Below are 23,291 nucleotides of genomic sequence, written 5' to 3' on the forward strand. Positions count from 1 at the left end.
AGCCCGGTGAACTAGAGCCCGGCGAACTAGAGCCCGGCGAGCAGCGCTCTCGTGTGCGGGCCGAACCCGAACGCCCGGGCCACATCGAGGTCGACAACCGTATCGACATCGTGGCGCAGCGTCGAGGTGGACGACAGGTCGAGCACAACGTGCCCGGCAGCCTGGTGCGCGGCGCGTGACCCGACACCGAACTGCGGCGTGAACGAGATTCCAGCACGGGCGAACAGACTCGTCGTTCCTACGCCTGCGGCGTCCGGCACGACCGACCGGGGGTGCTGGGCGGCGAGCGTGAAAGCGTCGTCGAGGTCGGCCGGGCGCAGGGCGGGCAGGTCCCCGGTCAGTACGGCCAGGTGCGCGTCGGGCTGGCTGAGTCGGGCGGCAGCGATGCCCTGCATGATCGCAGTATTCAACCGGGCATGCCCCGTTTCAGCTCCCGGCGCCTCGAGCACGATGACCGCGCCGAGCCCGGCGAGCAGCGCGCCCACACGCGCATTCGGGGTCACCACGAATACGCGCTCCACAGCGGATGCTGCCACCAGAGCCGCCACAGTGTCGAGCGCGAACGCATCGGCGAGCGCTGCCCGTTGGGGCCCCGCCCCGAGTCGGCTCTTCGCCTCCGGGCTGCCCTTTATGGGAACGACGACCACCCAGCTCGCCGAGCCCGTAAGCAGCGACGGCGTTCGGTCGACTGCGCCGCGGGTCTGGTCCATAGCAAAACGCTAGCAGCGTCGTGCACACGCGGCGCGCGGTACCCTCAAGGGTCGACTGCAGCCATACGTCGACCGCCGTCCCCCGCGTCGAGGGCAACTTTCCGGGCCGCAGCGTCGACCTGAACCACCGTTTCACGCTGCACGTCGAGAGCGGCCTGATCGAGGCCCTCACGATCTCGATCTAGGCCCTTCCGGCCGCGAACCCGGCGGCGTACCCCTCGGCGTACCCCTCGGCACAGGCCTCCGCCGTGCCGAGACGGAACATGTCGCTGTCGCTCGGACGCTGCAGCGCCCGAGCGCCGGGAAGCGCCAGGTCACCGACCAGGCGGCCGAGTCCGCGTACCACGGCGACCGGGTTGCCACTGGTCTTGCCCTTGACCAGGTCGGCAGCGGCAGCGATCTCGTCGGCGACGGCCGCGACGGTGACGTCGAGGCGGCGGCCGGAGGTATCCGCTGTGCCGCGCAGGTCGTCGAGTACCGCGAACCCGGCTGCGCCAATGGCCAGGTCGGTCTGGCCTTCCCGCCAGGGGCGCCCGGCGGTATCGGTCACCAGCACGCCGAGCCGCAGCCCGGTGCGTTCACGAAGGGCCGCGCAGATGATGCGCGCGGATGAATCCGGATCAACCGGCAGTAGCAGCACGACGCCATCGGGCGCGTTGCTGGTGTCGACGCCCGCTGCGGCCATGACCAGGCCCTGGCGGTTTTCGACGATGCGAGTGACCCCGCCGGGGTACGACCGCGACGCCACGACGCGCACCGTCTCGTCGGTGATTGCCTGCTCCCGGTCCACCGCCGCGACGACGCGACCCTCGGCTTTCGAGACGATTTTGCTGGTGATTGCCACAATGTCGCCATCGAGCAGGCGCGACTGCGCCGCGTCCGCGATCAGGCCGGCAAGGTCGTCGCCGGCCTGGATCTCGCCGAATCCACCGAGCGTGAACACCTTGAGGCCGAACAGCTCCATAGCGCCCACTTCGGCGGCGGCAGCGTCGGGCTGCGAATCGTGCGCCATCTACCGAACGAGCTTCGGCAGAACGGATGCCCCAAAAACGTCGATCCACTGCTTCTGGTTGCGGCCCACGTTGTGCAGGTAGATGCGATCGAAGCCGAGGTCGACGAACTTTTGGATGTACTTGCGGTGCTCGTCGGGGTCGGCTGAGATGATCATGCGACCCTCGAAGTCTTCCGGGCGTACCAGCTTGGCCATCTGCTCGAACTCGAACGGCGAACGGATATCACCCTTCGGAAACTTCATGCCCCCGTTGGGCCACTCGTGCAGCGCGCTGGCCATGGCCTCTTCGTCGGTCTCGGCCCAGCTCATGTGCAGCTGCAGCACCTTGGGCATGATCGAGGGGTCCTTGCCGGCTTCGCGGGCACCGTCGTCGAACTTGCCGAACAGCATCGAGATCTTCTCCAGTGGGGCACCGACCGTGATGAGGCCGTCGGCGAGCCTACCGGCACGCTTGGCGGTGACCGGGCCGGCGGTGGCGACCAAAATCTCGGGGGCCACCTCGGGCATGGTCCACAGCCGAGTCGACTCGAGCTTGAAGAACTGGCCGGAGTGCTTGACATCCTTGCCCGCAATCGACCCGGCGAACAGCTTCGAGATGATTTCGATTGCCTCGAACATGCGGTTGATGCGCTCGGGGGCTTCCGGCCAGTATCCACCAACGATGTGCTCGTTCAGGGCCTCGCCGCTGCCGAGACCGAGCCAGTGCCGGCCGGGATACATCGAGGCGAGGGTCGCGGAGGCCTGGGCCACCATGGCCGGGTGCCAGCGAAAAGTCGGGGCGGTCACGCCGGGACCGAAATCGCCCTTAGTGCGCTCGGCGATCGCGGCGAGGACGCTCCAGACGAAACTCGACTGGCCCTGGGCCGGTACCCACGGTTGAAAGTGATCGGCCGCCATGACACCGGTGAAACCATGCTCCTCGGCGTACGACGAGAGCGCGACCGCCTCAGCCGGTGCGAACTGTTCCAACATGGCCGCGTAGCCAATCTGCAACTGCGTCATTGTGCCCTTCCTGCGCCAAAAGATTTTCTATCCATTCAATCGCACCCCATTCAATCGCACCCTGAGGAGAACTGCATTCGATACCGCGGGGGGCGGCATCCGCTCGGCGCCTTATAGGCTGGAAGCATGCGCATTGCCACCTGGAACGTCAACTCCGTTCGTGCTCGTTCCGGGCGTATCGTCGATTGGCTGGAACGTGAGGACATCGACGTTCTCGCCATGCAGGAGATCAAGTGCAAGCCCGAACAGTTTCCGTTCCAGGTGTTCGAAGACGCCGGCTACGACCTCGCCATTCACGGTCTGAGCCAGTGGAATGGCGTGGCGTTTGCCAGCCGCGAACCGATGACGGATGTCGTCACCGCTTTTCCGAATATGCCCGGCTTCCAAAAAGGTGCCGTCGGTCCAAATCAACCACTCGAGGCGCGCGCGCTCGGTGTGACCGTGAATGACCTGCGGCTGTGGAGCCTGTACGTGCCGAACGGGCGCGCTCTCGGCGACCCGCACTTCTCCTACAAACTGGCCTGGTTGAATGCCCTCGAGGCCCACGCAGCCGAGGAACTTAGCCGGCACCCCGCGCTCGCCCTGGCGATGATGGGCGACTGGAACGTCGCGCCCCGCGACGAAGACATGGGTGACCCGAGCTTCGTGCCCGGCACCTCGACCCACATCTCGCCGGAGGAACGCGCAGCGTTCGACGCCTTTGAGCAGGCCGGCCTGACCGACGTCGTGCGGCCGATCGTGCCGGAGGGTTTTACCTTCTGGGACTACAAGCAGCTGCGGTTTCCGCGCAACGAGGGCATGCGCATCGACTTCATCCTCGGCTCGCCAGCCTTTGCCGACCTTGTGACGGATGCCAGCATCCACCGCAACGAACGCAAGGGCGACGCCCCGAGCGACCACGTGCCGGTGCTCGTCGACCTCGACCTGGGCGGCGATGACGACGATCGCCCGATGATTTTCTAAACCCTTCGACGGCCGCGCCCCGTCAGCATCCGTGGCCCGGATGCTGCGCCGGCAATACAGGCACAGGCACAGACACAGGCGCAGGCACAGGCGGCACCTGTCCCCAGCCGTGAGGCCGAGGGCGGGTGCCGTCGCGGTGCGAGTTCGTCTAGACGGAAACCTTCTCGGGAGCCCTGTAGTTCGGGTGGGCCTGCTCGGCAGCGGCGTCGAATTCGGCGTCGATGCCGGCGTTGGGCTTGTAAGTCGCGAGGGAAACCACGACGGCAACGATCAGACTGGCAGCAAAGCCGGGCACGATCTCGTACAGACTGTCACCGAGCGCGGAGTTGCCCCAGATGAAGACGACGACGGCTCCGGTGATCATGGAGGCCAGCGTGCCCGCGGTAGACAGCTTCTTCCAGTACAGCGAGAGGAGGACGACCGGTCCGAAGGCAGCACCGAAACCGGCCCAGGCGAAGCCGACCAGGTCGAGAATGGTCGAATTCTGCTGCAGCGCGATGAGTCCCGCAACGACCGCTACGAGCAGCACACCGAGGCGTCCCAACATGACCAACTGCTTCGGGGAGGCATCCTTGCCGACGATACGATACAGGTCCTCGACCAGTGCCGAGGATGACACGATCAGCTGTGAAGAGATGGTGCTCATGATGGCGGCCAGTACCGCAGCCAGCACGAGGCCGGCGATGAACGGGTGGAACAGCGTCTGCGACAGCAGCAGGAAGACCGTTTCCGGGTTCGCGAGCGACACGTCGGGGTTTTGCTGGAAGTATGCGATGCCGATAAGTGCCGTGGCGACTGCACCAAGAGCGGTGAGAATCATCCAGCCGATGCCGATGCGGCGACCGGCCTTGGCATCCTGCGGGGTGCGCATAGCCATGAACCGCACGATGATGTGCGGCTGGCCGACGTAGCCGAGGCCCCAGGCTGCGGCCGAGATAACGCCCAGCACGGACCCACCAGCGGTGAGGGAGAGCAGGTTCGGGTCAACTTCGCGGATGGAGTCGAGGGTGGCGGTGATGCCGCCAGTGGCGTTGAGCGCCACCAGCGGAACCGCGATCAGCGCGATGAGCATGAGGATTCCCTGGGCGACGTCGGTGAGCGTCGCTCCGAGGAAGCCGCCAAACAGCGTGTAGAGCAGGGTGACGCCGGCCACGATCAGCATGCCGGTGAGGAAGGTGGAACCGAAGGACTCCTCGAAGAACACGCCGCCGGCCACCATGCCGGACGATACGTAGAACGTGAAAAACACCAGGATGATGACACCGGAGACGACGCGCAACAGGCGCGAGGTGTCCTTCAGCCGGTTCTCGAAGTAGCTCGGAATGGTAATCGAGTTGTTCGACACCTCGGTGTACGAGCGCAGCCGCGGGGCTACGAACTTCCAGTTCAGCCAGGCACCGATGGTGAGGCCGATGGCGATCCAGGCCTCGACGAGGCCGGACACGTAGATGGCTCCGGGAAGTCCGAGCAGCAGCCAGCCGGACATATCGGAAGCGCCGGCACTCAGCGCAGCGGTACCGGGTTTAAGGCCGCGGCCAGCGAGCATATAGTCGTCAAGATCTTTGGTCTGCCGAAATGCAAAATACCCGATGGCCACCATGCCAGCGAGATAGAGAACGATCGCGATTATCTGAAATGTTTGATCCGTCAATGGGATTCCTTTGTTGGGATGCCCGACTTACAGGACGTGATTACCCGCGCTGCGGGCAAGGTAAAGGCGCCAGTCTCGCAGAAATCCGGGCTTTTTACCATTTCCTTCTCTCCATTTGCCCACCCAAACCGGCATGACGGCGGACCTCACCGACCGAAAGACGACTCATGCGTGCTGCAGCCTTGATCGACGCCGACCCGACCGACGCCGCCGATTTGGTGGGCATTGATTCCCTGCTGACTGCGGCCGAGATTGCCCTGCACAACGAGGTGCGCGCCTTCGTCAACACGACCATCAAGCCGACAGTGCCGGGTGGTACGAGAAGGCGGTCTTTCCGCTGAGCTTGCGCTCAGACCACGCGAAAGGTGAGGTCACCGACCCCGTCGATGCCGGCGGTGACGACGCTTCCCGGCTCAATTCGGCCGACACCGGCGGGAGTGCCGGTAAAGATGAGATCACCGGGCCGTAGGGTGACAAACCGCGATAGGGCGGCGATCACGTCGGGCACGGGCCAGATCTGGTCGGCAAGGTCGCCGTCCTGATGGGCCTCGCCGTCGACGTGAAGCCAGATGCGTGCCGAAGCGGGATGGCCGATAGCGCTGGCGGCAACGAGCGGCGTACAGGGTCCTGAGAAATCGAAGCCCTTGGCGAGATCCCACGGGCGACGCAGTGCCTTGGCGGCATCCTGCAGGTCGCGCCGGGTGAGGTCGACGCCGGCGCCGTAGCCGACGACGTGGGTGAGGGCATCCGCTCTGACGATATCGGCGCCGCCAACGCCGATCGCGACCACGAGTTCCATCTCGTAGTGCAGGTTGTCGGTCTCTGACGGAAAAGGAACCGTGTGCGAAGCGACACCGTATGCGGGAACGCCCTCGTCGACGGCGAACACGGCGTCGGTCGGCTTCGCGAAGAAGAACGGCGCCTCCCGATCGGGGTCGTTGCCCATCTCCCGGGCATGCTCGGCGTAGTTGCGGCCGACGCAGTACACCCGGTGCACGTAGAAGCGCTCAGCCGAGCCGACGATCGGCAAGCTCGTGGGTTCGGGTGCCGTGAACGGGCCAGAAGCAGACATGCGGTCCTTTCGGGACTCAGGCGAGCAGAGCCGCGATCACGAGCAAAGCGGGCATCGACAGAATCGTGGTGAGTAAAACGGTGTCCCGCGTGACGACCATGGCTCGATCGTAACGCGAGGCGAAGTTGAAGATGTTCTGCGCCGTCGGTAACGCCGACACGGCGACTACGGCGAACAGTTCGGCGCCATCAAGGTCGAAGACGAAGTGTCCGAACAGAAACGCGATGGTCGGCATCAGTACGACCTTGATCAGGGTGGCTGCTACGACCTGTTTGCGCCCGGTTCCGGCCTTCAGCAGTCGTTGGCCGTGTAGCGACATGCCAAACGACAGCAGCACCAGGGGAATGGCGGCTCCGCCGATCAGTTCGAACGGTGCGAGTATCGGGGCTGGAACCGTGATCCCGAAGGCCGCCACGAGTACGCCGGCAAGCGAGCCGAGAATCATCGGGTTTCGAAACGGCTGCGTCACGATCGACACGAACGAGGCCCGTCCTCGGGTGGCCATATCGAGCACGGCCAGGATGGCAGGTGCCAGAATCACCAGCTGCAGCAGCAGCACGGGAGCCACATACTGGGCGCTGCCGAGCACGTAGATGGCCACGGGCAGACCGATGTTGTTGGCGTTGACGTACGTCGCGCTCGACGCACCGAGCACAGTCTCGGCCAGCGGCGTTCGAAAGAACAGCCGCGCGAGGACGAGGTAGATGAATACCCCGACCACGATGGTACAGACGATGGCGACCAGAAATTCAGAGAAGAGCACCGACACGTCCGCGTGGGAGAGCACGGTGAACAGCAGCGCGGGAGTTGCGACGAAGAAGGCCATCCGGTTGAGTATTCGGCCTGCGCCCGCCCCGACAATACCGAACCGCTCAACAAAGTACCCGATCAGGATCACAAACCCGATAATCGAAAAACCGATCAAAACACCGCCCATTCTGACGAGCCTAAGGCGTGCCCGAGCAGAAACCGGCGCGGCCCTTTCGGCCGCGCGATCGACGTTGCTACGCTCAACGCATGCCCCGACTCGACGTTCCTGGCGCTTCCCTTTACTACGAGACCCACGGATACCCCGAGTCGCCAGCCCTGCTCCTGTTCCACGCGGGCATCGCGACCCTGCGCATGTGGGACCCGCAGATCGCCGCCCTCTCTGCCCACCACTACGTCATCCGCTTCGATACCCGTGGTTTTGGCCAGACAACGACCGAGAATGTTGAATTCTCCAACCGAGCGGATGCCACGGCATTGCTCGATCATCTCGGCGTAGCCCGGGCCACCCTGATTGGGTGCTCGCGCGGAGGCACGATTGCAATCGATCTTGCCGTGGAAAGCCCCGAGCGCGTCGCGGGCCTGGTCACGATCGGGTCAGGACCCAGCGGATTTCCCGATGTGGAGCTCACCGAACGTGAAGATGCCCTGTTCGACAAGCTGGATGCGGCCTTCGCCGGCCGCCAATGGCCGCGGCTGGCGCGGCTCGAAGTTGCACTGTGGGCGGTCGGGCCGACCCGCAAGGCGGCCGACGTCGACCCCGCTTTTCTGGCCCTCGCGCAGGAGCTCAATCTGCGCAACGTCATCCACGCCACGGAAGCGCCGATCCCGATTCCGCTCGAGCCAGCCGCGCTCGACCGGGTCAGTGACATCGACGTTCCGGCGCTGGTGACCGTGGGCGAGCTCGACGTCACGTCGTCGCTGGCCCACTACGAATTTTTGTTGGAGATGCTGCCGCAGGCCAGCGGCTGCACGTTCCGCGACACCGCTCACCTGCCGAGCGTCGAGCATCCGCTGGAATTCCAGCGCGTGCTGGTCAGCTGGCTCGCGACCAACAGCCTCTGATCCTTCCGTCTCCTCCCCCGCCGTCCCCTGCGACAATTGTCCACACCCTGCGGTGGGGTCTGCCCAGGTTTTCTGTGCCCGGTAGCCTGTGGGCAGAGTGACCGACCGCGGGGAGATCGATGTCAGAGCACGAGCCAGTCCAGAGCGGAGAATTCTACCTCCGGCATACCGGTCGCATTATTTGGCCGCGCAATGCCAGGGACCTTATCGACTCGGCGCTGTGCCCGGCCTGCCACACACCGCTGAGGTCGCCGGTCTGTTCCAGTTGCCGACTCGACCTGCAGCACGGGGCCGCAACCGAGTTACTGGCCAGTTCAGCGGATGCCGCAGCAGCGCTGCAGCGTCGCGCCGAGCTGATCGGGCGCATCCGCTACGAAACGAAGACCGGCCGGGTCGCCGTACCCCGTCCTTTCAGTACATATTCGGTCACTGCTGACTCGAGCTCCCTCAATTCAGTCGCCACGACGTTGGCGTCACCGGTTCTGCCTGTTCTGCCTGTTCTGCCGGTTCTGCCTGTTCTGCCGGTTCTGCCGACAGCCGCTCCCGCCGCGCCGCGCGCCGGGCTCCCCGCCGCACCATCGACGTTCGACCCAACGGCCAGCACGCGGGGTCCCGGGGCGATGGCACCGCCGCAGGCGCCAGCGCTGCTCTACCCAGACCGAAGTGCTGCGTCACCCCTGCCCACAAAGCCCCGGCGTTCCAGCGTGCAGGTCGTACTTCTCTTCATCGGTGTGCTGTTGGTCTCGGTTGCTGCGATCTTCTTTCTCACCGTTGCGTGGATCGTCGCCGGGTTGGGATTCCGCTTTGTTGTCGTCGCGCTGCTGACCGTGGCGGCTCTCGTGGTCGCCGCCCGGATGCGTCGTTCGCGGCTGACATCCACCGCCGAGGGAATCGGAAGCTTCGCAGTGGTTCTCGTGCTTCTCGACGTCTGGGGCATGCGGCAGAACAACCTCTTCGGCCTCGCCGCTGGAGATGGGGCGCTCTACTGGGGAGTCGCCCTGATAGTCTGCGCGACGCTCTTTCTCGGCTGGCACAACCGATCGAAGCTGCGCGTGGGCAGTATCGCCGGTTTCGTCGTCGCGGTTCCCGGTGTCGGACTCTTCGCGGCCGGTCTCTTGCAGGGCCAGAACACGCTCACTCGCGTTTTCGTCGGTTTTCTCGGTGCCGCCATCGCAGCCCTGCTGCATCGTGCAACGTTGTCCCGGCCCGCGGATGGGCGCCGCTCGCCGGCCTTCGATCGATTCCCCGAGCGGATACTGCTGCTCGCGCTGGGCGCGCTGGCCTTGGTCACGGCGGCCGCCGTCGCGGTCTTCGTAGAGTCCGACAGCCTGATCGCGCCGGTCTGGTCCCTCGGCGCGGTCGCGCTTGTTGCCACGGCCCATGCCGTGCTCGTACTGAGTGCGCCGCGGTCCGCGCTGATCGTCGAGAGCGTCGACGTGGCGCAGCCGGCCCGACCCATGGGGGAATACCGAGCTTTCGCCTATCTGGCGGCGTCTCTGGCCGCGTTCGCGGCGGCTGGCATCGCGCCGGTCGTTGCCGGTCGCTCCGACAGTCTGCCATTTTCACTCACCGTGCCCCTCCTCGTCGCCACCGCTTTGGCCGTGGCACTCGAACTGTTCGCACGTCACCTTGCTGCGTCCTCAGCCGCACGCATGGCCGGGTTGGTGGCAGCCCTTTCGGCCGGCACGGTCGCGGCCATTCCGCTGCTTCTCACTGCCGGGTATGCCGCCTGGCCACTCATCCAGGCCATAGCAAGCGGGCTACGCGGCCATGAGGTCGTCCTTGACCTTGCCAACGCCGACAACGTCTGGGCAGTGCTCGCGCTGGTCGGGGTCGGCGCGACACTGCTCATCGGCTGGGCCCTGGGCGGTTTGCTGCGCGCCCGGCGCCAGATCGTGACCGCGCTCGCACTGGCCGTCGTCATTCTCGCTGTGCCGCTCTCCCCCTCCATCGGGGTTATCGTCGCGCTCTACCTGCTGCTGGGCGCCGGCGCACTCATCAGCCTGCTCCTCGCTCGATCACCTGAGCCAACTTCAGTGCCGCCTACAGTCAATGACGCCGGTCGGTTCTCGCTCGGCTTTCTGGCACCGGCCACCATCGTGTTTCTGGTCGTCGGCGAGACGTTGGGCTATGTCATCAGTTGGGCACACCCCACAACTTGGTGGTTCGGCACGGTATCGCTCATAGTCGCGCTCTGGTTTGCCCGCCTGTTGGTCACGCACAGGGCTGCAAGCCCCGCGCTCACCAGCCCAGCACTCGCGAGTGCCTCCCACGCTCACGCGCGCGGAGCTCTGTTGGCCGCGGCGATCGTTATCACCTTGGTCGGGGTTGGTCACGTTCCACTGGCCCTCGCGCCGGAACAGCAGTGGTTTGAAGCGATCAATCTGGCCAACGTCACGGCAGCCATCGCCCTCGCAACGGCCCTCCTGCACCTGTTCGTCGCTGCGGCAGCACTTCGGCCAACGGCGCTCTCCCTTCTCGATCGGCGCTGGGCATTCTTCACCCTCCTCGTTCCAAGCGTGGTTGTCTTCGTCCTTCCGATTCGAATGTGGTCGCTTGCCGCCGGCGAATCCCTGCTGCAGCCCGAACCTCTCGGATCCATCCTGCGCGCCAGTATCCTGGTCGCCGCGTCCGCTTCATGGGTCTTTCTGCGCGCCAACCATGGCGGGCTGCACTTGGAACGTGCAATCGCTGCCATCGCCTTGGCCCCGGCGGTGTATTTACTGACACGCGAGGTTCTATTCATAACGGCTGCCGTCACATCTGTTTTCATACTCGCCGCACCGGCTGTCGCCCTCGTAGTCTGCTCGCTCGCGCTGTTGCGCGGTACAAATCGTCGTGGCGGTGCAACCCTGAGCGGCGGTGCTGGCCGCGTCACGTCCGGCACCGTTGCCATCGGTGCGACCGGCACACTGAATGTGGACTCGACGGCACGCCGCGACCGGATTGCCCTCGAAATCGGCGCCGCGATTGTGCTCGTGCCTGCCGTGTTCGCCGCGGTAGGCACGGCAGACAAGTTAGGCACCGCAGGCACGTTCCGCTCCCTCGGCTGGCTCGTGATCGTGTTCGCCGGCATCGTGGCGCTCATCATGGCGATCGCGCCCGACGGGCTGTTCGGCTCCCGGTCGAATCGCCGCCACTTCGGCTGGCTTGCCCTGTTGCTCGGCACGGCCGGCCTCTGGCTCGGCCTCGATCAGGCAGGTATCGTGGCACTCGAACCGTATGTGCTGCCCGTCGCCGGTATGGTGCTCACCACGGCCGCGCTGATTCGCCGCTATGGCACAACCGATCGCTTGAGCGAACCAAGTCCGGTAGCCGGCGTGCTGACTTTCGCCGCGCTGCTCATTGCTCTGGTACCGCTTGCCGTGTCGTCCGAGTCGGGGTCGCTGGTGCGCCCCCTCGTGCTGGCCCTCGTATCTGTGACCCTTATGATCGGCGCCGCACTGGTGCGATGGGCTCCGCCGTCGTCAACCTATCTGGCTGCCGCCGGTCTGGCCGGCGCGATAGCCCTCGTCGTCACAGCCTTCGCACAGACGCAGCGGCTGGCGGGGGCGCCCGGCGCCCCCGATGGGCGACTCGAGCTCTGGCTGGTACTTCCCACCATGGCGGCGAGCATGACCGCGGTTTTACTGGTGCGCCAAACGGATGCTCAAACCACCGCACTTCGACGCGGCACGGGCATCGCGCTTGTGCTGGTGTGGGCATCCGTTCTGACCTGGGTCGAACTCACCGTTGTCAGTGCCCCCGCAGATGCCGGGCTGTCAACGCCCCGGGCCGTTCTGCTCGTGCTTGCTCTCTCTGCGGTGCATGTGATCGCCCTCGCGCAGCCCCGAGCGCCGTTGGGGGCAATCACCGCCTGGATTGTACTCGGGCTGGCCGGCTTGGCCGCTATCACGGTGACCAGCTCTGGCAAGGTCGACCCGTTTGAACTCGTCACCGTACCGGTAGCGTTGGCGCTGATCGGGTCGGGCTGGCTGCGCCTGCACGGCGATCCACGAGCGCGCAGTTGGCCCTGGTTTGGTCCGGGACTGTCTTTGCTGCTGGTGCCGTCGCTACTCCTCGATTTCACGTACAACGACCTGTGGCGCATCGTCAGCCTCGGAATTGCAGCGATCATTGTGCTCGTGATCGGTAGCTCGCGGCGACTGCAAGCGCCGTTCGTGATCGGTGCTGTCGTGCTGCTCATCCACGGTGTCGCCCAGCTCTGGCCGTGGATCGCCCTCGCCTACAGTGTGATTCCGTGGTTCCTCTGGCTCGGTGGCGGCGGTATTCTGCTCATCGTGCTCGCTGCACGCTACGAACAGCGCATCGCGAACCTCAAGTCGGTTGCCCTGCGCATCAGTGCGCTGCGGTAGCTGGGCAGTGCTGCGCAGGGCAGTGCTGCGCTGCAACGGGGGTGCTGCGCTGTTTCGGGCGGTGCCGTTGTGCTGCGCCCTGCCAGGCCATGCCGTTGTGTGCGCCCTGCCAGGCGGTGCCGTTGTGCTGCGCCCTGCCAGGCCGTGCCCTTCGGTGCGGTGTGGTGCCGTACGGTGCCGAGCGATTGCGCCCAGCACGTGGTTCACGATCGGACCGGTCTTCCAAACGGGCGGGGGCTACGAGCCCCGCACCTAGAACGGCTGCGGGTCGAGGTCGACTATGTCCCAAGCAGAGGCTGTCGGGTCGGGCTGGGTAGAACCGGGCGGAGTCGGGTCGAGTGTGGTCGGGTCGGCTGTGGGCCCGGGTCGCGGTGGTGATGTGTCGGCCTGTTGTCGCGGTGGACTGATGCGGGTGGCGGGATCGGTGGCGTAGTGCTTGCCAGCCGGACTGGTCCAATTCAGGGTGCCGTCGGGGTCGCCGATGACGGTCCACGCGGAGTAGTGCTTGAGGTTGTGGTGGGCAGGAGAGAGGAAGTGCAGGTTGGTGGCGGTGGTGGGGCCACCGAATTGTTTGTCGCGGGTGTGGTCGAGGTCGCTATGCCCGGCGGAGCGGTTGCAGCCGGGAAACCGGCACGTTCCATCACGCAGGCGCAGGTATTTCTTCAGGCTTGCTGGCACTCGGAACGGTTCTGCGCTGACGTCGAGCACGATGCCGGTGTGCGGATGCGTGAGGATGCGCAGAAAACTCGTCGCGGTTCCCGCCAGCCGGCGGGCGGTCTCCGGTTCGATCGGCCCGTACCCTTCGAGTTCGCCCGGCTCCTCGCTCTTCCCCATCAGTGTGAGAACCGGCACAGTGATGTTGACGTTGGCCGTCAGGCCGGCGCCGAGACCGGTGCTGGTGACCCCTTGGGCGAGCAGGTCGACGGCGACATCGGCGCGGAGTTGACTGAGCGTTCGGGGCTCGTCGGGGCACTGCAGACTGATGGCGGCGTCGGTGACGCGGGTGTAGATGCCGTGGAGGTCCTCACCGGCGGCGCGCAGCCAGAGCGTGGCCATGCCGTCTTTGTCTGGAAAAAACATGACTTTGCGGTCGGCCAGGCACTTGGTACGGCGAACGGTGATGCTGTCGGGGTGGAATCGTTCACGCAGTTTTCGGGCCTTACCGTCGAACTGTGCCGGAGTGAGCGTGCAGGCGTGCGGCAGTAACACCGCCTCCAGCTCGGCCCGGGCGGGAGGGGGCACGGAGTCGAGTTGGTCGAGCACCCGCCGCGCATGACGCAGGGAGATCTTCCCCGCGCGGAGCGCAGCAAGGGTCTGCGGACGCGATTCGACCAACACGCGGCTCTCGTGCAGAAGACCGGACGCGGTGCCGGACGGGATGCGCAGCGCACACGCCATCTCCGCGACCAAACCCTGCTGGGCGGCGAAGGTGGCGTCCCAATCGTGTTCGTGTTGCGGCCCAGCCTGCGGTCGGCCGGTCTCGGCGGTGTTGGTGGTGTAATCCCACGCCTCGGTGAGAACCTCGGCCTTGCTCGTTTGCGCCCAGGAAATGACCCTCTCGAGATAAAGCACCCGGTCGACGAACTGCGCCTGCCTGCGCTGGAACGGGTTCACGTCACTGGGCAAGTCCTGCGCGGGCAAGTCCTGCGCGGGCGGGTCAGCGCGGAGCTGGTGAGCGGTGTACTCGGCGTAGAGAAACTCCTCGCGGAGGTTCTCGTCGAACAGGTGCTCGGGCGGGACGGCGGCGAACACTTCAGCCAGGTCGAGGTCGGCTGGGATGGTCGGACCATCGGCGAGCTGCAAGTCCTGCCGGATTTTTACCGCAGCGGTCGCGGCGGCTTGTGCCTCGACTTCGTCTTCGGCCTGCCACTCGGACAAGCACTGCAGCCGAAACGCGTCGAAGAATGCGCGGTCTTCAACCGAGAACGACCACTCGGCGAATTCTCCCTCGGACACGCCGACGAAGTCGGAATCGGAATCGGAATCGACTGAGCCCGCATGGGGGGTCTCGCCGCTCTGGCTCATGCTTGAATTCTACCAAAATCAAGGCTGTAAGTCGAGGAAGTCTCAGTATGCTTTAGATTTCAGTACGAAGTTATATTCGGGACATCATTCGCGTTTTGAGACCGTTTCGCCTTCGTTGACGGAGTCTCGACGGACTCGACCGGCGGCGGCAACCACTGGCCGACTCGCCCAGGACGACTCGAGCTGGCCGACTCGCCCAGGACGACTCGAGCCGGCCGACCCAAGCAGGCCGACGGCGGTCGACCCAGAGTCCCCATTTGTTTCGGCTTGCGTCAACGCTGAAGTGACGTCGGACGATGGTTTGGCGACGAACAAATCGGTTCGGCACCAGTGCTGGTCTACCTGGAGCCTGTCAGCCTCACCGAAGCTGGGCAGCTACCCGCGACCGACCCAGCGGTCCATTGACCGGTAGACACCGAAAACGCGACCAGCCACGGCGTCCCAGGCGGCCAATGGCAGTACGCCGCGAAGCACCTTCGACAGGTTCACCGTCCACGGCAACAGCAGTTGCGGCTTGCCGGCCAGCATCGCCCGCCAGACCCGATCAACGACGTATTCCGGCGTCATCAGCGGGGTGAGCAGCGGCCCGCTGGCCCCCGTGAACATGCCGGTGTCGATGTAGCTCGGGCAGACCGTGGTCACCTTGACATAGCCGTGCCCCTGCTGCACCAGTTCGAGCCGCAGCGAATCGCTCCAGCCGATCATGGCCGCTTTCGAGGCGGCATAGACGCTCATGCGCGGGGTGCTGAGGGTGCCGGCGGCCGACGCGATGTTCACGATGCGTGACTCGCGCCATCCGCTCGCAATCATCGCCGGCAGAAACTCGCGCGCGATGTACATGGGCGCAAGCGCATTGATCTGCATGGTCGGGCGGGTGTCTGCACCGTTGTCGTGCTCCCAGAAATACTTGCCACGCACGATGCCGGCGTTGTTGATGACCACGTCGGGGTCGCCGATCTCCGTACGCACCCGCTGCGCTGTCTGCGCGATGGCGCCGAGGTCGGCGATATCGACGACGTAGGGGGCGACCCGCGTGCGTCCGTGGGAACGTTCAGTCAGGATGGCGGTGGTCGCGGCGAGCCCGGAACCGTCGCGGTCCCACAGGATGACGGTTTTCGCCCCCTCGGCGACGCAGCGTTCGGCATACAAGCGGCCCATTCCCCTGGCGGCTCCGGTAATCAGCACGCGGGCTCCGGCTACGGTTCGACTCATACCTCCATCATGCCGCCTGCGCCTTCTCTTGCGGGACTACGCTCGAGCTAGCAGCAGAATCGGTGAGGTGCCTATGGACTTTCATACCCTCGCGATCATCTCCGTGATCGCACTGCTCGGGCCGCTGCTGGCGACACCGCGCCGGTGGAACATTCCCGTCGTGATCGGTCAGCTCGGTGCCGGTGTGATCGTCGGCCGCACCGGTTTCGGCTTTGTCGACGCAAGCGACCCCACACTGACCCTTCTAGCGGATGTCGGCTTCGCGTTGATCATGTTCGTGGCCGGCACGCACGTGCCTGTTCGCTCCGGCGCAATTCGCGCAGCACTGGCGACCGGCCTGGTGCGGGCAATTCTGGTGACCCTCTCGGCGATCGCCCTTGGCGTGGCCATCGCGTTGATCTTTGGCACAAATCATGCACTCCTATATATAGTCTTGCTCGCCTCCTCGTCGGCCGCGCTCGTGCTGCCTCTTATTCATTCGCTGGGTTTGCATGGCCGATCGATGCTCGAGCTCACCGCGCAGGTCGCGATCGCCGATATTGCTGCGATCGTGGCGCTGCCGCTGGCCATTGACCCGCCGAATGCCGACCGCGCCGCGCTCGGGGCCGCGCTCGTGGCGCTGCTGGCCGTGGCGCTCTACGTTGTGCTGGCCTGGTTGGAACGAAACGGCTACCGCCTGCGCCTGCACAAGTTGTCGGCGAACCGCAAATTCGCGCTCGAGCTGCGCATCCAGCTGGCCATTCTGTTCGCCCTGTCAGCGGTCGCCGTGTTCAGCCACGTTTCGGTCATGCTCGCCGGGTTCGCTTTCGGCCTCGCCGTCGCGGCCGTCGGCGAACCGCGCCGCCTCGCCCGGCAGCTCTTCGCCCTCGCCGACGGATTCTTCGGACCCCTTTTCTTCGTCTGGTTGGGCGCCTCCCTCGCCCTGGGCGACCTCGCCGACCACCCGCAGATGATCGGCCTCGGCCTCGTGCTTGGCGTTGCCACCCTGCTCACCCACGCGACCACGCGCGTGCTGGGCCTCCCGCTGTCGTTTGGAATGCTCTCAGCCGCCCAGCTCGGCATTCCGATCGCGGCCGCGACCATCGGCACCAAGCTGCAGGTGCTCGCCCCCGGGGAGGCAGCGGCCCTGCTCCTCGGAGCACTCGTGACTATCGCGGTGACCGCGGTGGCGAGCGGATGGGCCAAGCCGCGCGCGGCATCCGCTGCGCCGGCCTGACCTGCCCAGCCGCGCACGGCATCCGTTTCTGGGCCGACGGGCGGCTAGAGAAACATGAGCACGATGCCGGTCACACCGGCGAGAACGCCAATGCCCAGCAATACCAGGCCGATCAGGCGCAGTCCCTTGCCATCGAGGTCGGGGTCGTGCGTGCGGCACTTCTCCGGCCGGCGATCGCGAAACCAGACGCGCACGTCATCGCCCGCCACCAGATGCTGCGTCTCGTGGGTGTCGGCCGGGCACTCGTGCACATCGCCGTCGTTATCAAACCAGCGGATGACCGTGGCGGGCCCCGATGCGGCCGTACTCGATGCGGCCGTTCTCGACGCGGCAATCACGGCGGTCGAGCGAGTCCAGCGGCCACTGATGCCGCGCACGGACAGGCCGACCAGATAAAGGAGCGCTCCGATGATGAGGCCGACGAAAGTGAGGATCTCGCTCATAATACCGGCGAAGTCGAGAGCGTGCACTGCCACCGCCGTCCGTTGTCTATCGTCTGCTCGCGGCGCTTACCCCGATGGCTAAAGCGTATCGTTTAGCTTCGCACCGACGGGCCTCTAGGCTGAATCCATGCGATTTGGACTCTTTGTACCTCAGGGCTGGCGACACGATCTGGTCGGAATCGAACCGGCCGCGCAGTGGGCGACAATGAGTGGCCTAGCCGCCCACGCTGATGCCGGTGCGTGGGAATCGATCTGGGTCTATGACCACTTTCACACCGTTCCGGTGCCGAGCGAGCAGGCCACCCACGAGGCCTGGTCGCTCATGTCCGCTTTCGCGGCGACGACGAAACGGGTGCGCCTCGGACAGATGTGCACCTGTATGAGCTACCGCAACCCGGGATACCTGGCGAAGGTCGCCACAACCGCCGACATCATCTCGGGCGGACGCGTCGAAATGGGCATCGGCGCCGGTTGGTACGAGCACGAGTGGCGAGCCTATGGCTATGGTTTTCCCCGTGCCGGCGAGCGCCTGGCCCGCCTCGACGAAGGCGTGCAAATCATGAAACAGGCCTGGACCACGGGCACAGCCACCCTTGACGGTGCGCACTACCAGATGGACGGCGCCATCTTTCAGCCGCTCCCACTGCAAGCGGGGGGCATTCCTATCTGGATCGCCGGCGGCGGCGAAAAGGTCACCCTGCGCATTGCCGCGCAGTACGCCGACTACACCAACTTCGACGGCTCACCCGAGGGCTTCTCACACAAGAGCGCGCTGTTGGCCGAGCACTGCACGGCCCAGGGCACCGACTTCGATCGCATTGTTCGCTCGGCGAACTACAACACGGTGATCGGTGCGACCGAGGCCGAGGTTGCCGAGCGGCTCGACGCGATTGAGGCCCGGGTGACCCCTTATCTCGGGGCTGAAGGGGCCGCCGCGTTCATGGCCGAGTACCGTGACGGTGACGCACAGGGTGTTGGCACGCCGGAACAGATCGTAGAGCGCCTGACCGCGATGAAGAAGCGTGGCCTCGGTTACGCGATCCACTACTTTCCAGAGGCCGCCTACGACCGGTCGGGGATTGAATTGTTCGAGCGGGAGGTCATGCCCGCCCTGAGTTAGCGGGTCACCTGGAGTTGGGCGAGTCCCGCCTCGAGCCGGTCGTAGCCTCTGCCCCAGGCCCAGGCCCAGGCCCAAAAAGATCGAGTGGCGCGAGAAGACAGCCCCGGGCATCCGCTCGTCACGAGGCGTTCTGACAGACTGGATGAAATGATGCTCACCGACAACGATGTCCCGGCCTGGTGGCGTCGCCTCGGCCTGCCCGGACTAATCGACCTGCACACCCACTTTTTACCCGAACGGATGCTGCGGCGCGTGTGGGCCCACTTCGACGAGATCAAACCATTGATCGGTCACGAGTGGCCGATCCAGTACCGAGACGATCAACAGTCGCGCCTGGCGACGATACGCCGGCTGGGCGTGCGCCGATTCACCGCGCTGTCCTATGCTCATCGACCGGGCATGGCGGCTTCCCTGACCGATTTCTCGCTCGGTCTGGCCGCCGAAAACGCCGATTGTGTGCCGAGTGCCACGTTTTACCCGGAAGAGGGCGTGCTCGAGCAGGTTCAATCCGCCCTCGACCGCGGCGCTCGGGTGTTCAAGATTCACGCGCAGATCGGCGCATTCGACCTGCGCGAACCCCTGCTCGATCCGGTCTGGGGGTTGCTCGCAGACGCCGGGATTCCGGTCGTGATCCATGTCGGCAGCGGGCCAGTGTCGCGGCCGGGAATCACCGGGCCGGACAAGCTTGCGGGGGTGTTGGCGCGGCATCCCCTGTTGACGGCCGTCGTCGCCCATCTCGGCGCCCCGGAATACGGGGAGTTTCTCGATCTCGCTGAACGCTATCCGTGGGTGCACCTCGACACCACAATGGCATTCACCGACTTTTTCGAGCGGCTCGCGCCGTTCGACCCCGCGCTGCTGTCCAGGCTGGCCGACTTGCCCGACCGGGTAGTGCTGGGCAGCGACTTTCCCAACATTCCGTACCCGTACGCGCACCAGCTGGAGTCGCTCGAACGCCTGCGTGACCGGGAACCGCGCCTCGACGACGACTGGCTGCGCGCCGTCTGCTGGTACAACGGGCTACGGCTGATCGGCGAGTAGGGCGCCGCGCACCTCGGTCAGGCCGCGGTCACTGCGGTCACCAACGCCGGGGCGACCAGACCGGCGTGCGACGCGGAGCGAAGGATACGGTTTGGTCCGGCTGCTCCACCGTGGAGCAGGACCAAGCCGTATTTGGGCATCTTCGGGTAATACTGCCGGTACCGGCTATATGATCCACCTTGTTGCTTTATCGAGCATTGATCATCTAATCACTATGCCGAATCCGAGGACGACCATGACACCGGCCACCGATCTCTCCCGCCGCGCCGTTATTTTGATCGGAAGCGCGGGTACCGCTGCTGCGCTTGCCGGTTGCTCGACCGACGCCTCCGCCGGAGTGGATGCTGGCAGCCAGACGCCGACGCCCGCGGGCGGGAGTGCGCCCCAAGAGGTCGCCAAACTTGCCGACATCCCGGTCGGAGGCTCCATTTCAGCCACCCTGGACGGGAAACCGATCCTGGTTTCCCAGCCGAAAGAGGGCAGTGTCGTTGCCTTTAGCGCCATCTGCACGCACCAAGGCTGTGTCGTCAAATCCGGCAACGGTGAATTCGATTGCCCGTGCCATCAGTCACGCTTCAACACTGCCACCGGCGAGGTACTCGATGGCCCCGCGCCGTCACCGTTGGAAAAGATTCCAGTGCACGTCACCGGCGGCGTCGTGCTCTCCGGTTCCTGAACGTACGGGCGGCCACCCGAGCGCGCATCCGAGAGTGAGCATCCACGATGATCTGCCCGGTCGAGAAGGTGATTGTCTATGTGGGAGTTCTGCGGACCCAGCGCGGGACAGCGCGCCCCAAGACGGAACGCAGAACGGGCTACCGACTCGTCTGAGTCGATAGCCCGTGGGGAGTATCTCGGCGCCAGCCGACACTAGGCGACGTTGCTTCCTTTTCCGTGGCCAGAGCCGCCACTACCGTCCTCCGTCGCTGTCATCCGGAGCGTCGTTGATGTCGTGAGCGATGTCGTGAGCGGGGTCGTGCGCGGGGTCGTGCGCGGCGTCGTCGTGGCTATGATCCGAAGGAGCTTCGGTGGCTCCGGGCGAGGATGCCGGCTCGTTTGCCATGTCCACACCAACCCCGGCAGTCGAGCGGGAGGAAACGGTGACGGCTCCCGGCTTGGTGTGCGCCGCGCGTGCCATGCCGTTTTGTACCGAATTTATCAGCTCATCGCTCAGCAGCGGGCCGGTATAGGTAACGTCGAGCTCACCGGTGCGCAGGGTGGTGGAATAGTTGCCGAGCGCGTCCGACAAGATGCCTTCCTTGGCGATGGACTCCTCCAGTGCGGCAGGGCTGGTCGTTCGAACCGCGAACCGGAGATCGTGCACCAGGACCTCGGCGACGTGGTAGTGGTCCACCCCGGAAACCGCTGGGTCTTGGAAGTAGGCACGATTGACCAATTCCCCAGCTTCGGCAACGGTACCCCCCGCCGGCAGAGCTACGATCAGCTCCGGCACGAAGTGCTCGAGCGAGGCGGGGTCCAGCACGTCGGGAGAGATATCGAACAGGTTCGTCTGGCTCTGGTTCGCCGCTTTCTCCAGCACCGTACGGAGCGCGGTCACATCGGCGTCGGGAGTCGAGTGGATTGCGATCACTACCCGACGTCGAACCATCAGCCCGTCGTAGTTCACGATAGGTCGGTCGTTCCCCGCATCGGTACCCCTCTCAGCGGAGCCGATCAATCCGGTCGAGACCGGAGTGCTGGTAGGGGGTGGAGCCACGGCGGTGCATCCGCTCAGTGCGAACGCAATGAGTACTGCCGTGGCCATTCTGGTGGCGTTGTTCATCTCAGGTTCCCGGGGCAAACCCCGGCCGGTACACCGGCGGATACGAATTCATGGGGGTGGTATCCACGACCGGATAGTCCGAGGTGACCGGGTCGTTGTTTCGCGAGTCCCCCACCGAGAACTGCACCATCATGTCGTGATCTTCGTGCACCAGGTTGTGGCAGTGCACCATGTACCGCCCGCCAGTGTGCGCACCGGTGTTGAACTGCATCAGCACGGTGATGGATTCGTTCTCACCCGCATAGAAGACGTCTTTCGGCCCACCCTCCCAGGAAAACGGCTTGCCGCCATTGGTGTTTCGGGCGATGATCTTGCCGTCGATCAGGTGAATGTGTAGCGGGTGGAACCAACCTCCAGACTCGTTCGTGATGGTCCACTGCTCAACGGAGTATGGCTGAGTGCTGGCAAAGCACCGGGAGAACCCGGAGGCCTCCACGTCCTCCCAGGTCTCATCGTTGATGGTCCACTCTCCGTTCTGGCGCTTCACCCGAAGTATCCGCTTCGCCACCGCCATGTCCGGAGTCAGCTTCATCACGTCGAGGCCGCCGAGCTCGGGGTTCGGCGAGCCGCCGTCGTCGAGAGTGGTCGGGATGGCGGAGATCGATCCGGTCGTGGAACCTGAGTCGGCCACCACCTGGAACCGCATGATCTTGTTCGTGTTGACGAAGTTGACGTTGTTCTTGTTACTCAGGTTGCGCATCTCGATCATCTGGCCGACCTTGTACTTGCGAAAGTCGATCAGGATCTCGTAGCGCTCCGCCGTACCCTGCCGCCAGGACTGCACCGCCTCCACCTTGGGCGTCATGCCGCCGTCAGTGCCGACGATGTAGAACGGGTCACCGGTGGACAGTGTGGGCCGATAGGAGCGTGTGATCGAGGCCACGAGCACGCGGAAGCGATAGATGCGCGGCTTGACCTTCATCGTCGGCCACGGCACCCCATTGACCATGATCACGTCACCCCACAGACCCGCGTGGCCGTTGTCGTTGAATCCCAAAGAGCCGTCGGCATTGAACGTTGCGTCCGAAATCATCAGCGGCACGTCGAACTCGCCCTGAGGCAGCTGCGCCTGCTCGAACTGGTCCGACATCGGGTAGAAACCTGCGAGCCCGGAATACACGTTCTGGCTCGTGACCAGGTGGTCGTGGTCGTGGTACCAGAGCGTGCGCGCGGACTGCCAGTTGGGGTACTGGTAGTTCTTGACTTTGCCCGGAGCAGTGAAGTCGTTGGCATACCCGTCGTACTGGGGCAACGACGCTGAGCCATGCAGGTGAGTGACGGAGTTGAACGCCGACGCGTGCAGGAGCCCCGTAGCCGGCAAAGCGTTGCGGATGCGTATCTCGGATCGGGTTCCCTGCCGCACCCGAATGGTCGGACCGGGAAAAACACCGTTGTACCCTGCCAGAGTGGTGGAGAGCCCCGGAAGGATCTGGGCCTGTCCTACCTTCGCGGTGAGGGCGAATTTGGCGAACGGCCGAGCCGGGTCACCGTCATCGAAGCCCGTAGCGTACGGCACCAGCTCGGGCGGGCGACGGAACACACCCCGATACGGGACCGGCATATTCGCCGGGGCCAGCACGCCGGGGACCGGGTCCGCCATCTTCGCCATTCCGACGGCGCTCATCGCACCGACGGCGCCCACTGCGCCCAACTGCAGCACTTCCCTACGTGTGGTCATAATCACTCCAGAGTGGTGCATCGATGTGAGGTCGCACATAAGAGTGCAGTGGCGGCCTTGTAAAAACCTTGCCCACTCAGATGTGCTGGTGAGCACGCTCGGGAACTGACCCGTTGCCCTGATAACTGGTCACAATCGAACAGCGTCGTCGTGTCTCGGCTCGCCATTCAATGGG

The 23,291-nt window shown here is 65.1% G+C and carries 20 protein-coding genes; 9 read left to right on the forward strand and 11 right to left on the reverse strand.

The genetic code is table 11. From position 1 onward, the window contains the following. Nucleotides 1-26: 26 nt before the first annotated feature. Nucleotides 27-710, reverse strand: a complete 684-nt coding sequence (gene cofC, locus E3T38_RS07810) for a 2-phospho-L-lactate guanylyltransferase (protein WP_134547694.1) — start codon at nt 708-710, stop codon at nt 27-29. A 20-nt stretch (nt 711-730) separates the two neighbouring features. Between cofC and E3T38_RS16705 the strand changes: the two genes are divergently transcribed. Next, a complete protein-coding gene (locus E3T38_RS16705) occupies nt 731-895 on the forward strand; it encodes a hypothetical protein (protein ID WP_166805470.1) in 165 nt (54 codons plus the stop codon). On the opposite strand, the gene E3T38_RS07815 is transcribed toward E3T38_RS16705, so the two are convergent. Both E3T38_RS07815 and E3T38_RS07820 read right to left on the reverse strand, forming a co-directional pair. Next, a complete protein-coding gene (locus tag E3T38_RS07815) occupies nt 892-1,674 on the reverse strand; it encodes a coenzyme F420-0:L-glutamate ligase (RefSeq protein ID WP_134547937.1) in 783 nt (260 codons plus the stop codon). The genes E3T38_RS16705 and E3T38_RS07815 overlap by 4 nt on opposite strands. 48 nt (nt 1,675-1,722) lie before the next feature. Further along, nucleotides 1,723-2,724, reverse strand: a complete 1,002-nt coding sequence (locus E3T38_RS07820) for a TIGR03557 family F420-dependent LLM class oxidoreductase (RefSeq protein WP_134547696.1) — start codon at nt 2,722-2,724, stop codon at nt 1,723-1,725. Nucleotides 2,725-2,850: 126 nt separating this feature from the next. On the opposite strand from E3T38_RS07820, the gene E3T38_RS07825 reads away from it, so the two are divergent. Beyond that, nucleotides 2,851-3,687, forward strand: coding sequence for an exodeoxyribonuclease III (locus E3T38_RS07825; protein WP_134547698.1), 837 nt, complete (start codon nt 2,851-2,853; stop codon nt 3,685-3,687). A gap of 148 nt (nt 3,688-3,835) precedes the next feature. On the opposite strand, the gene putP is transcribed toward E3T38_RS07825, so the two are convergent. Beyond that, nucleotides 3,836-5,338, reverse strand: a complete 1,503-nt coding sequence (gene putP, locus E3T38_RS07830; protein ID WP_134547699.1) for a sodium/proline symporter PutP — start codon at nt 5,336-5,338, stop codon at nt 3,836-3,838. 167 nt (nt 5,339-5,505) lie between these two features. Here putP and E3T38_RS16710 point away from each other — a divergent pair, with 167 nt between their 5' ends. Beyond that, nucleotides 5,506-5,679, forward strand: a complete 174-nt coding sequence (locus tag E3T38_RS16710) for a hypothetical protein (protein WP_166805471.1) — start codon at nt 5,506-5,508, stop codon at nt 5,677-5,679. 8 nt (nt 5,680-5,687) lie between these two features. Here the strand turns inward: E3T38_RS16710 and E3T38_RS07835 are convergent, their stop codons facing one another. Together E3T38_RS07835 and E3T38_RS07840 are read right to left on the reverse strand one after the other, a co-directional pair. Continuing rightward, the gene (locus tag E3T38_RS07835) at nt 5,688-6,410 is read right to left on the reverse strand and encodes a fumarylacetoacetate hydrolase family protein (RefSeq protein WP_134547701.1); all 723 of its coding nucleotides are present in this window, start codon (nt 6,408-6,410) and stop codon (nt 5,688-5,690) included. A 16-nt stretch (nt 6,411-6,426) separates the two neighbouring features. Further along, nucleotides 6,427-7,347 (reverse strand): AEC family transporter, encoded by a 921-nt coding sequence (locus E3T38_RS07840; RefSeq protein WP_134547703.1) that lies wholly within the window; start codon nt 7,345-7,347, stop codon nt 6,427-6,429. An 80-nt stretch (nt 7,348-7,427) separates the two neighbouring features. Here E3T38_RS07840 and E3T38_RS07845 point away from each other — a divergent pair, with 80 nt between their 5' ends. Both E3T38_RS07845 and E3T38_RS07855 read left to right on the forward strand, forming a co-directional pair. Then, nucleotides 7,428-8,243 (forward strand): alpha/beta fold hydrolase, encoded by an 816-nt coding sequence (locus E3T38_RS07845; RefSeq protein ID WP_134547705.1) that lies wholly within the window; start codon nt 7,428-7,430, stop codon nt 8,241-8,243. A 119-nt stretch (nt 8,244-8,362) separates the two neighbouring features. Further along, nucleotides 8,363-12,598: a DUF2157 domain-containing protein gene (locus tag E3T38_RS07855; RefSeq protein WP_166805472.1), complete on the forward strand. Its 4,236-nt coding sequence runs from the start codon at nt 8,363-8,365 to the stop codon at nt 12,596-12,598. Nucleotides 12,599-12,850: 252 nt separating this feature from the next. On the opposite strand, the gene E3T38_RS07860 is transcribed toward E3T38_RS07855, so the two are convergent. Both E3T38_RS07860 and E3T38_RS07865 read right to left on the reverse strand, forming a co-directional pair. After that, complete coding sequence (locus E3T38_RS07860) at nt 12,851-14,623, reverse strand: HNH endonuclease signature motif containing protein (protein ID WP_134547711.1); 1,773 nt, start codon at nt 14,621-14,623, stop codon at nt 12,851-12,853. Nucleotides 14,624-14,998: 375 nt separating this feature from the next. Next, on the reverse strand, nt 14,999-15,835 hold the full coding sequence (locus E3T38_RS07865; protein WP_134547713.1) for an SDR family NAD(P)-dependent oxidoreductase: 837 nt from the start codon (nt 15,833-15,835) through the stop codon (nt 14,999-15,001). Between the two features lie 73 nt (nt 15,836-15,908). On the opposite strand from E3T38_RS07865, the gene E3T38_RS07870 reads away from it, so the two are divergent. Further along, the gene (locus E3T38_RS07870) at nt 15,909-17,051 is read left to right on the forward strand and encodes a cation:proton antiporter (protein WP_134547715.1); all 1,143 of its coding nucleotides are present in this window, start codon (nt 15,909-15,911) and stop codon (nt 17,049-17,051) included. 44 nt (nt 17,052-17,095) lie between these two features. Here E3T38_RS07870 and E3T38_RS07875 read toward each other — a convergent pair whose 3' ends face one another. After that, a complete protein-coding gene (locus tag E3T38_RS07875) occupies nt 17,096-17,527 on the reverse strand; it encodes a DUF3592 domain-containing protein (protein WP_241984364.1) in 432 nt (143 codons plus the stop codon). Between the two features lie 94 nt (nt 17,528-17,621). Here E3T38_RS07875 and E3T38_RS07880 point away from each other — a divergent pair, with 94 nt between their 5' ends. The 3 genes from E3T38_RS07880 to E3T38_RS07890 all read left to right on the forward strand — a co-directional run bounded on the left by E3T38_RS07880 (nt 17,622) and on the right by E3T38_RS07890 (nt 20,331). Next, nucleotides 17,622-18,614 (forward strand): LLM class F420-dependent oxidoreductase, encoded by a 993-nt coding sequence (locus tag E3T38_RS07880; protein ID WP_134547717.1) that lies wholly within the window; start codon nt 17,622-17,624, stop codon nt 18,612-18,614. 147 nt (nt 18,615-18,761) lie between these two features. Beyond that, nucleotides 18,762-19,655, forward strand: a complete 894-nt coding sequence (locus E3T38_RS07885; protein ID WP_134547719.1) for an amidohydrolase family protein — start codon at nt 18,762-18,764, stop codon at nt 19,653-19,655. A gap of 235 nt (nt 19,656-19,890) precedes the next feature. Beyond that, complete coding sequence (locus E3T38_RS07890; protein WP_134547721.1) at nt 19,891-20,331, forward strand: ubiquinol-cytochrome c reductase iron-sulfur subunit; 441 nt, start codon at nt 19,891-19,893, stop codon at nt 20,329-20,331. Between the two features lie 234 nt (nt 20,332-20,565). On the opposite strand, the gene E3T38_RS07895 is transcribed toward E3T38_RS07890, so the two are convergent. Together E3T38_RS07895 and E3T38_RS07900 are read right to left on the reverse strand one after the other, a co-directional pair. Then, the gene (locus E3T38_RS07895) at nt 20,566-21,438 is read right to left on the reverse strand and encodes a hypothetical protein (RefSeq protein WP_134547723.1); all 873 of its coding nucleotides are present in this window, start codon (nt 21,436-21,438) and stop codon (nt 20,566-20,568) included. A gap of 1 nt (nt 21,439) precedes the next feature. Continuing rightward, on the reverse strand, nt 21,440-23,116 hold the full coding sequence (locus E3T38_RS07900) for a multicopper oxidase family protein (protein WP_134547725.1): 1,677 nt from the start codon (nt 23,114-23,116) through the stop codon (nt 21,440-21,442). Nucleotides 23,117-23,291 lie beyond the last annotated feature (175 nt).

The organism is Cryobacterium sp. Hb1 (genome assembly GCF_004403585.1).
Taxonomy (GTDB): domain Bacteria; phylum Actinomycetota; class Actinomycetes; order Actinomycetales; family Microbacteriaceae; genus Cryobacterium; species Cryobacterium lyxosi.

What these genes read in the sequence shown, in the direction of transcription:
- cofC (WP_134547694.1), bottom strand. Translation starts at nt 710, where the DNA reads ATGGACCAGACCCGCGGCGCAGTCGACCGAACGCCGTCGCTGCTTACG.
- E3T38_RS07815 (WP_134547937.1), bottom strand. Translation starts at nt 1,674, where the DNA reads ATGGAGCTGTTCGGCCTCAAGGTGTTCACGCTCGGTGGATTCGGCGAG.
- E3T38_RS07820 (WP_134547696.1), bottom strand. Translation starts at nt 2,724, where the DNA reads ATGACGCAGTTGCAGATTGGCTACGCGGCCATGTTGGAACAGTTCGCA.
- E3T38_RS07825 (WP_134547698.1), top strand. Translation starts at nt 2,851, where the DNA reads ATGCGCATTGCCACCTGGAACGTCAACTCCGTTCGTGCTCGTTCCGGG.
- E3T38_RS16710 (WP_166805471.1), top strand. Translation starts at nt 5,506, where the DNA reads ATGCGTGCTGCAGCCTTGATCGACGCCGACCCGACCGACGCCGCCGAT.
- E3T38_RS07835 (WP_134547701.1), bottom strand. Translation starts at nt 6,410, where the DNA reads ATGTCTGCTTCTGGCCCGTTCACGGCACCCGAACCCACGAGCTTGCCG.
- E3T38_RS07840 (WP_134547703.1), bottom strand. Translation starts at nt 7,347, where the DNA reads ATGGGCGGTGTTTTGATCGGTTTTTCGATTATCGGGTTTGTGATCCTG.
- E3T38_RS07845 (WP_134547705.1), top strand. Translation starts at nt 7,428, where the DNA reads ATGCCCCGACTCGACGTTCCTGGCGCTTCCCTTTACTACGAGACCCAC.
- E3T38_RS07855 (WP_166805472.1), top strand. Translation starts at nt 8,363, where the DNA reads ATGTCAGAGCACGAGCCAGTCCAGAGCGGAGAATTCTACCTCCGGCAT.
- E3T38_RS07860 (WP_134547711.1), bottom strand. Translation starts at nt 14,623, where the DNA reads ATGAGCCAGAGCGGCGAGACCCCCCATGCGGGCTCAGTCGATTCCGAT.
- E3T38_RS07865 (WP_134547713.1), bottom strand. Translation starts at nt 15,835, where the DNA reads ATGAGTCGAACCGTAGCCGGAGCCCGCGTGCTGATTACCGGAGCCGCC.
- E3T38_RS07870 (WP_134547715.1), top strand. Translation starts at nt 15,909, where the DNA reads ATGGACTTTCATACCCTCGCGATCATCTCCGTGATCGCACTGCTCGGG.
- E3T38_RS07880 (WP_134547717.1), top strand. Translation starts at nt 17,622, where the DNA reads ATGCGATTTGGACTCTTTGTACCTCAGGGCTGGCGACACGATCTGGTC.
- E3T38_RS07885 (WP_134547719.1), top strand. Translation starts at nt 18,762, where the DNA reads ATGATGCTCACCGACAACGATGTCCCGGCCTGGTGGCGTCGCCTCGGC.
- E3T38_RS07890 (WP_134547721.1), top strand. Translation starts at nt 19,891, where the DNA reads ATGACACCGGCCACCGATCTCTCCCGCCGCGCCGTTATTTTGATCGGA.
- E3T38_RS07895 (WP_134547723.1), bottom strand. Translation starts at nt 21,438, where the DNA reads ATGAACAACGCCACCAGAATGGCCACGGCAGTACTCATTGCGTTCGCA.
- E3T38_RS07900 (WP_134547725.1), bottom strand. Translation starts at nt 23,116, where the DNA reads ATGACCACACGTAGGGAAGTGCTGCAGTTGGGCGCAGTGGGCGCCGTC.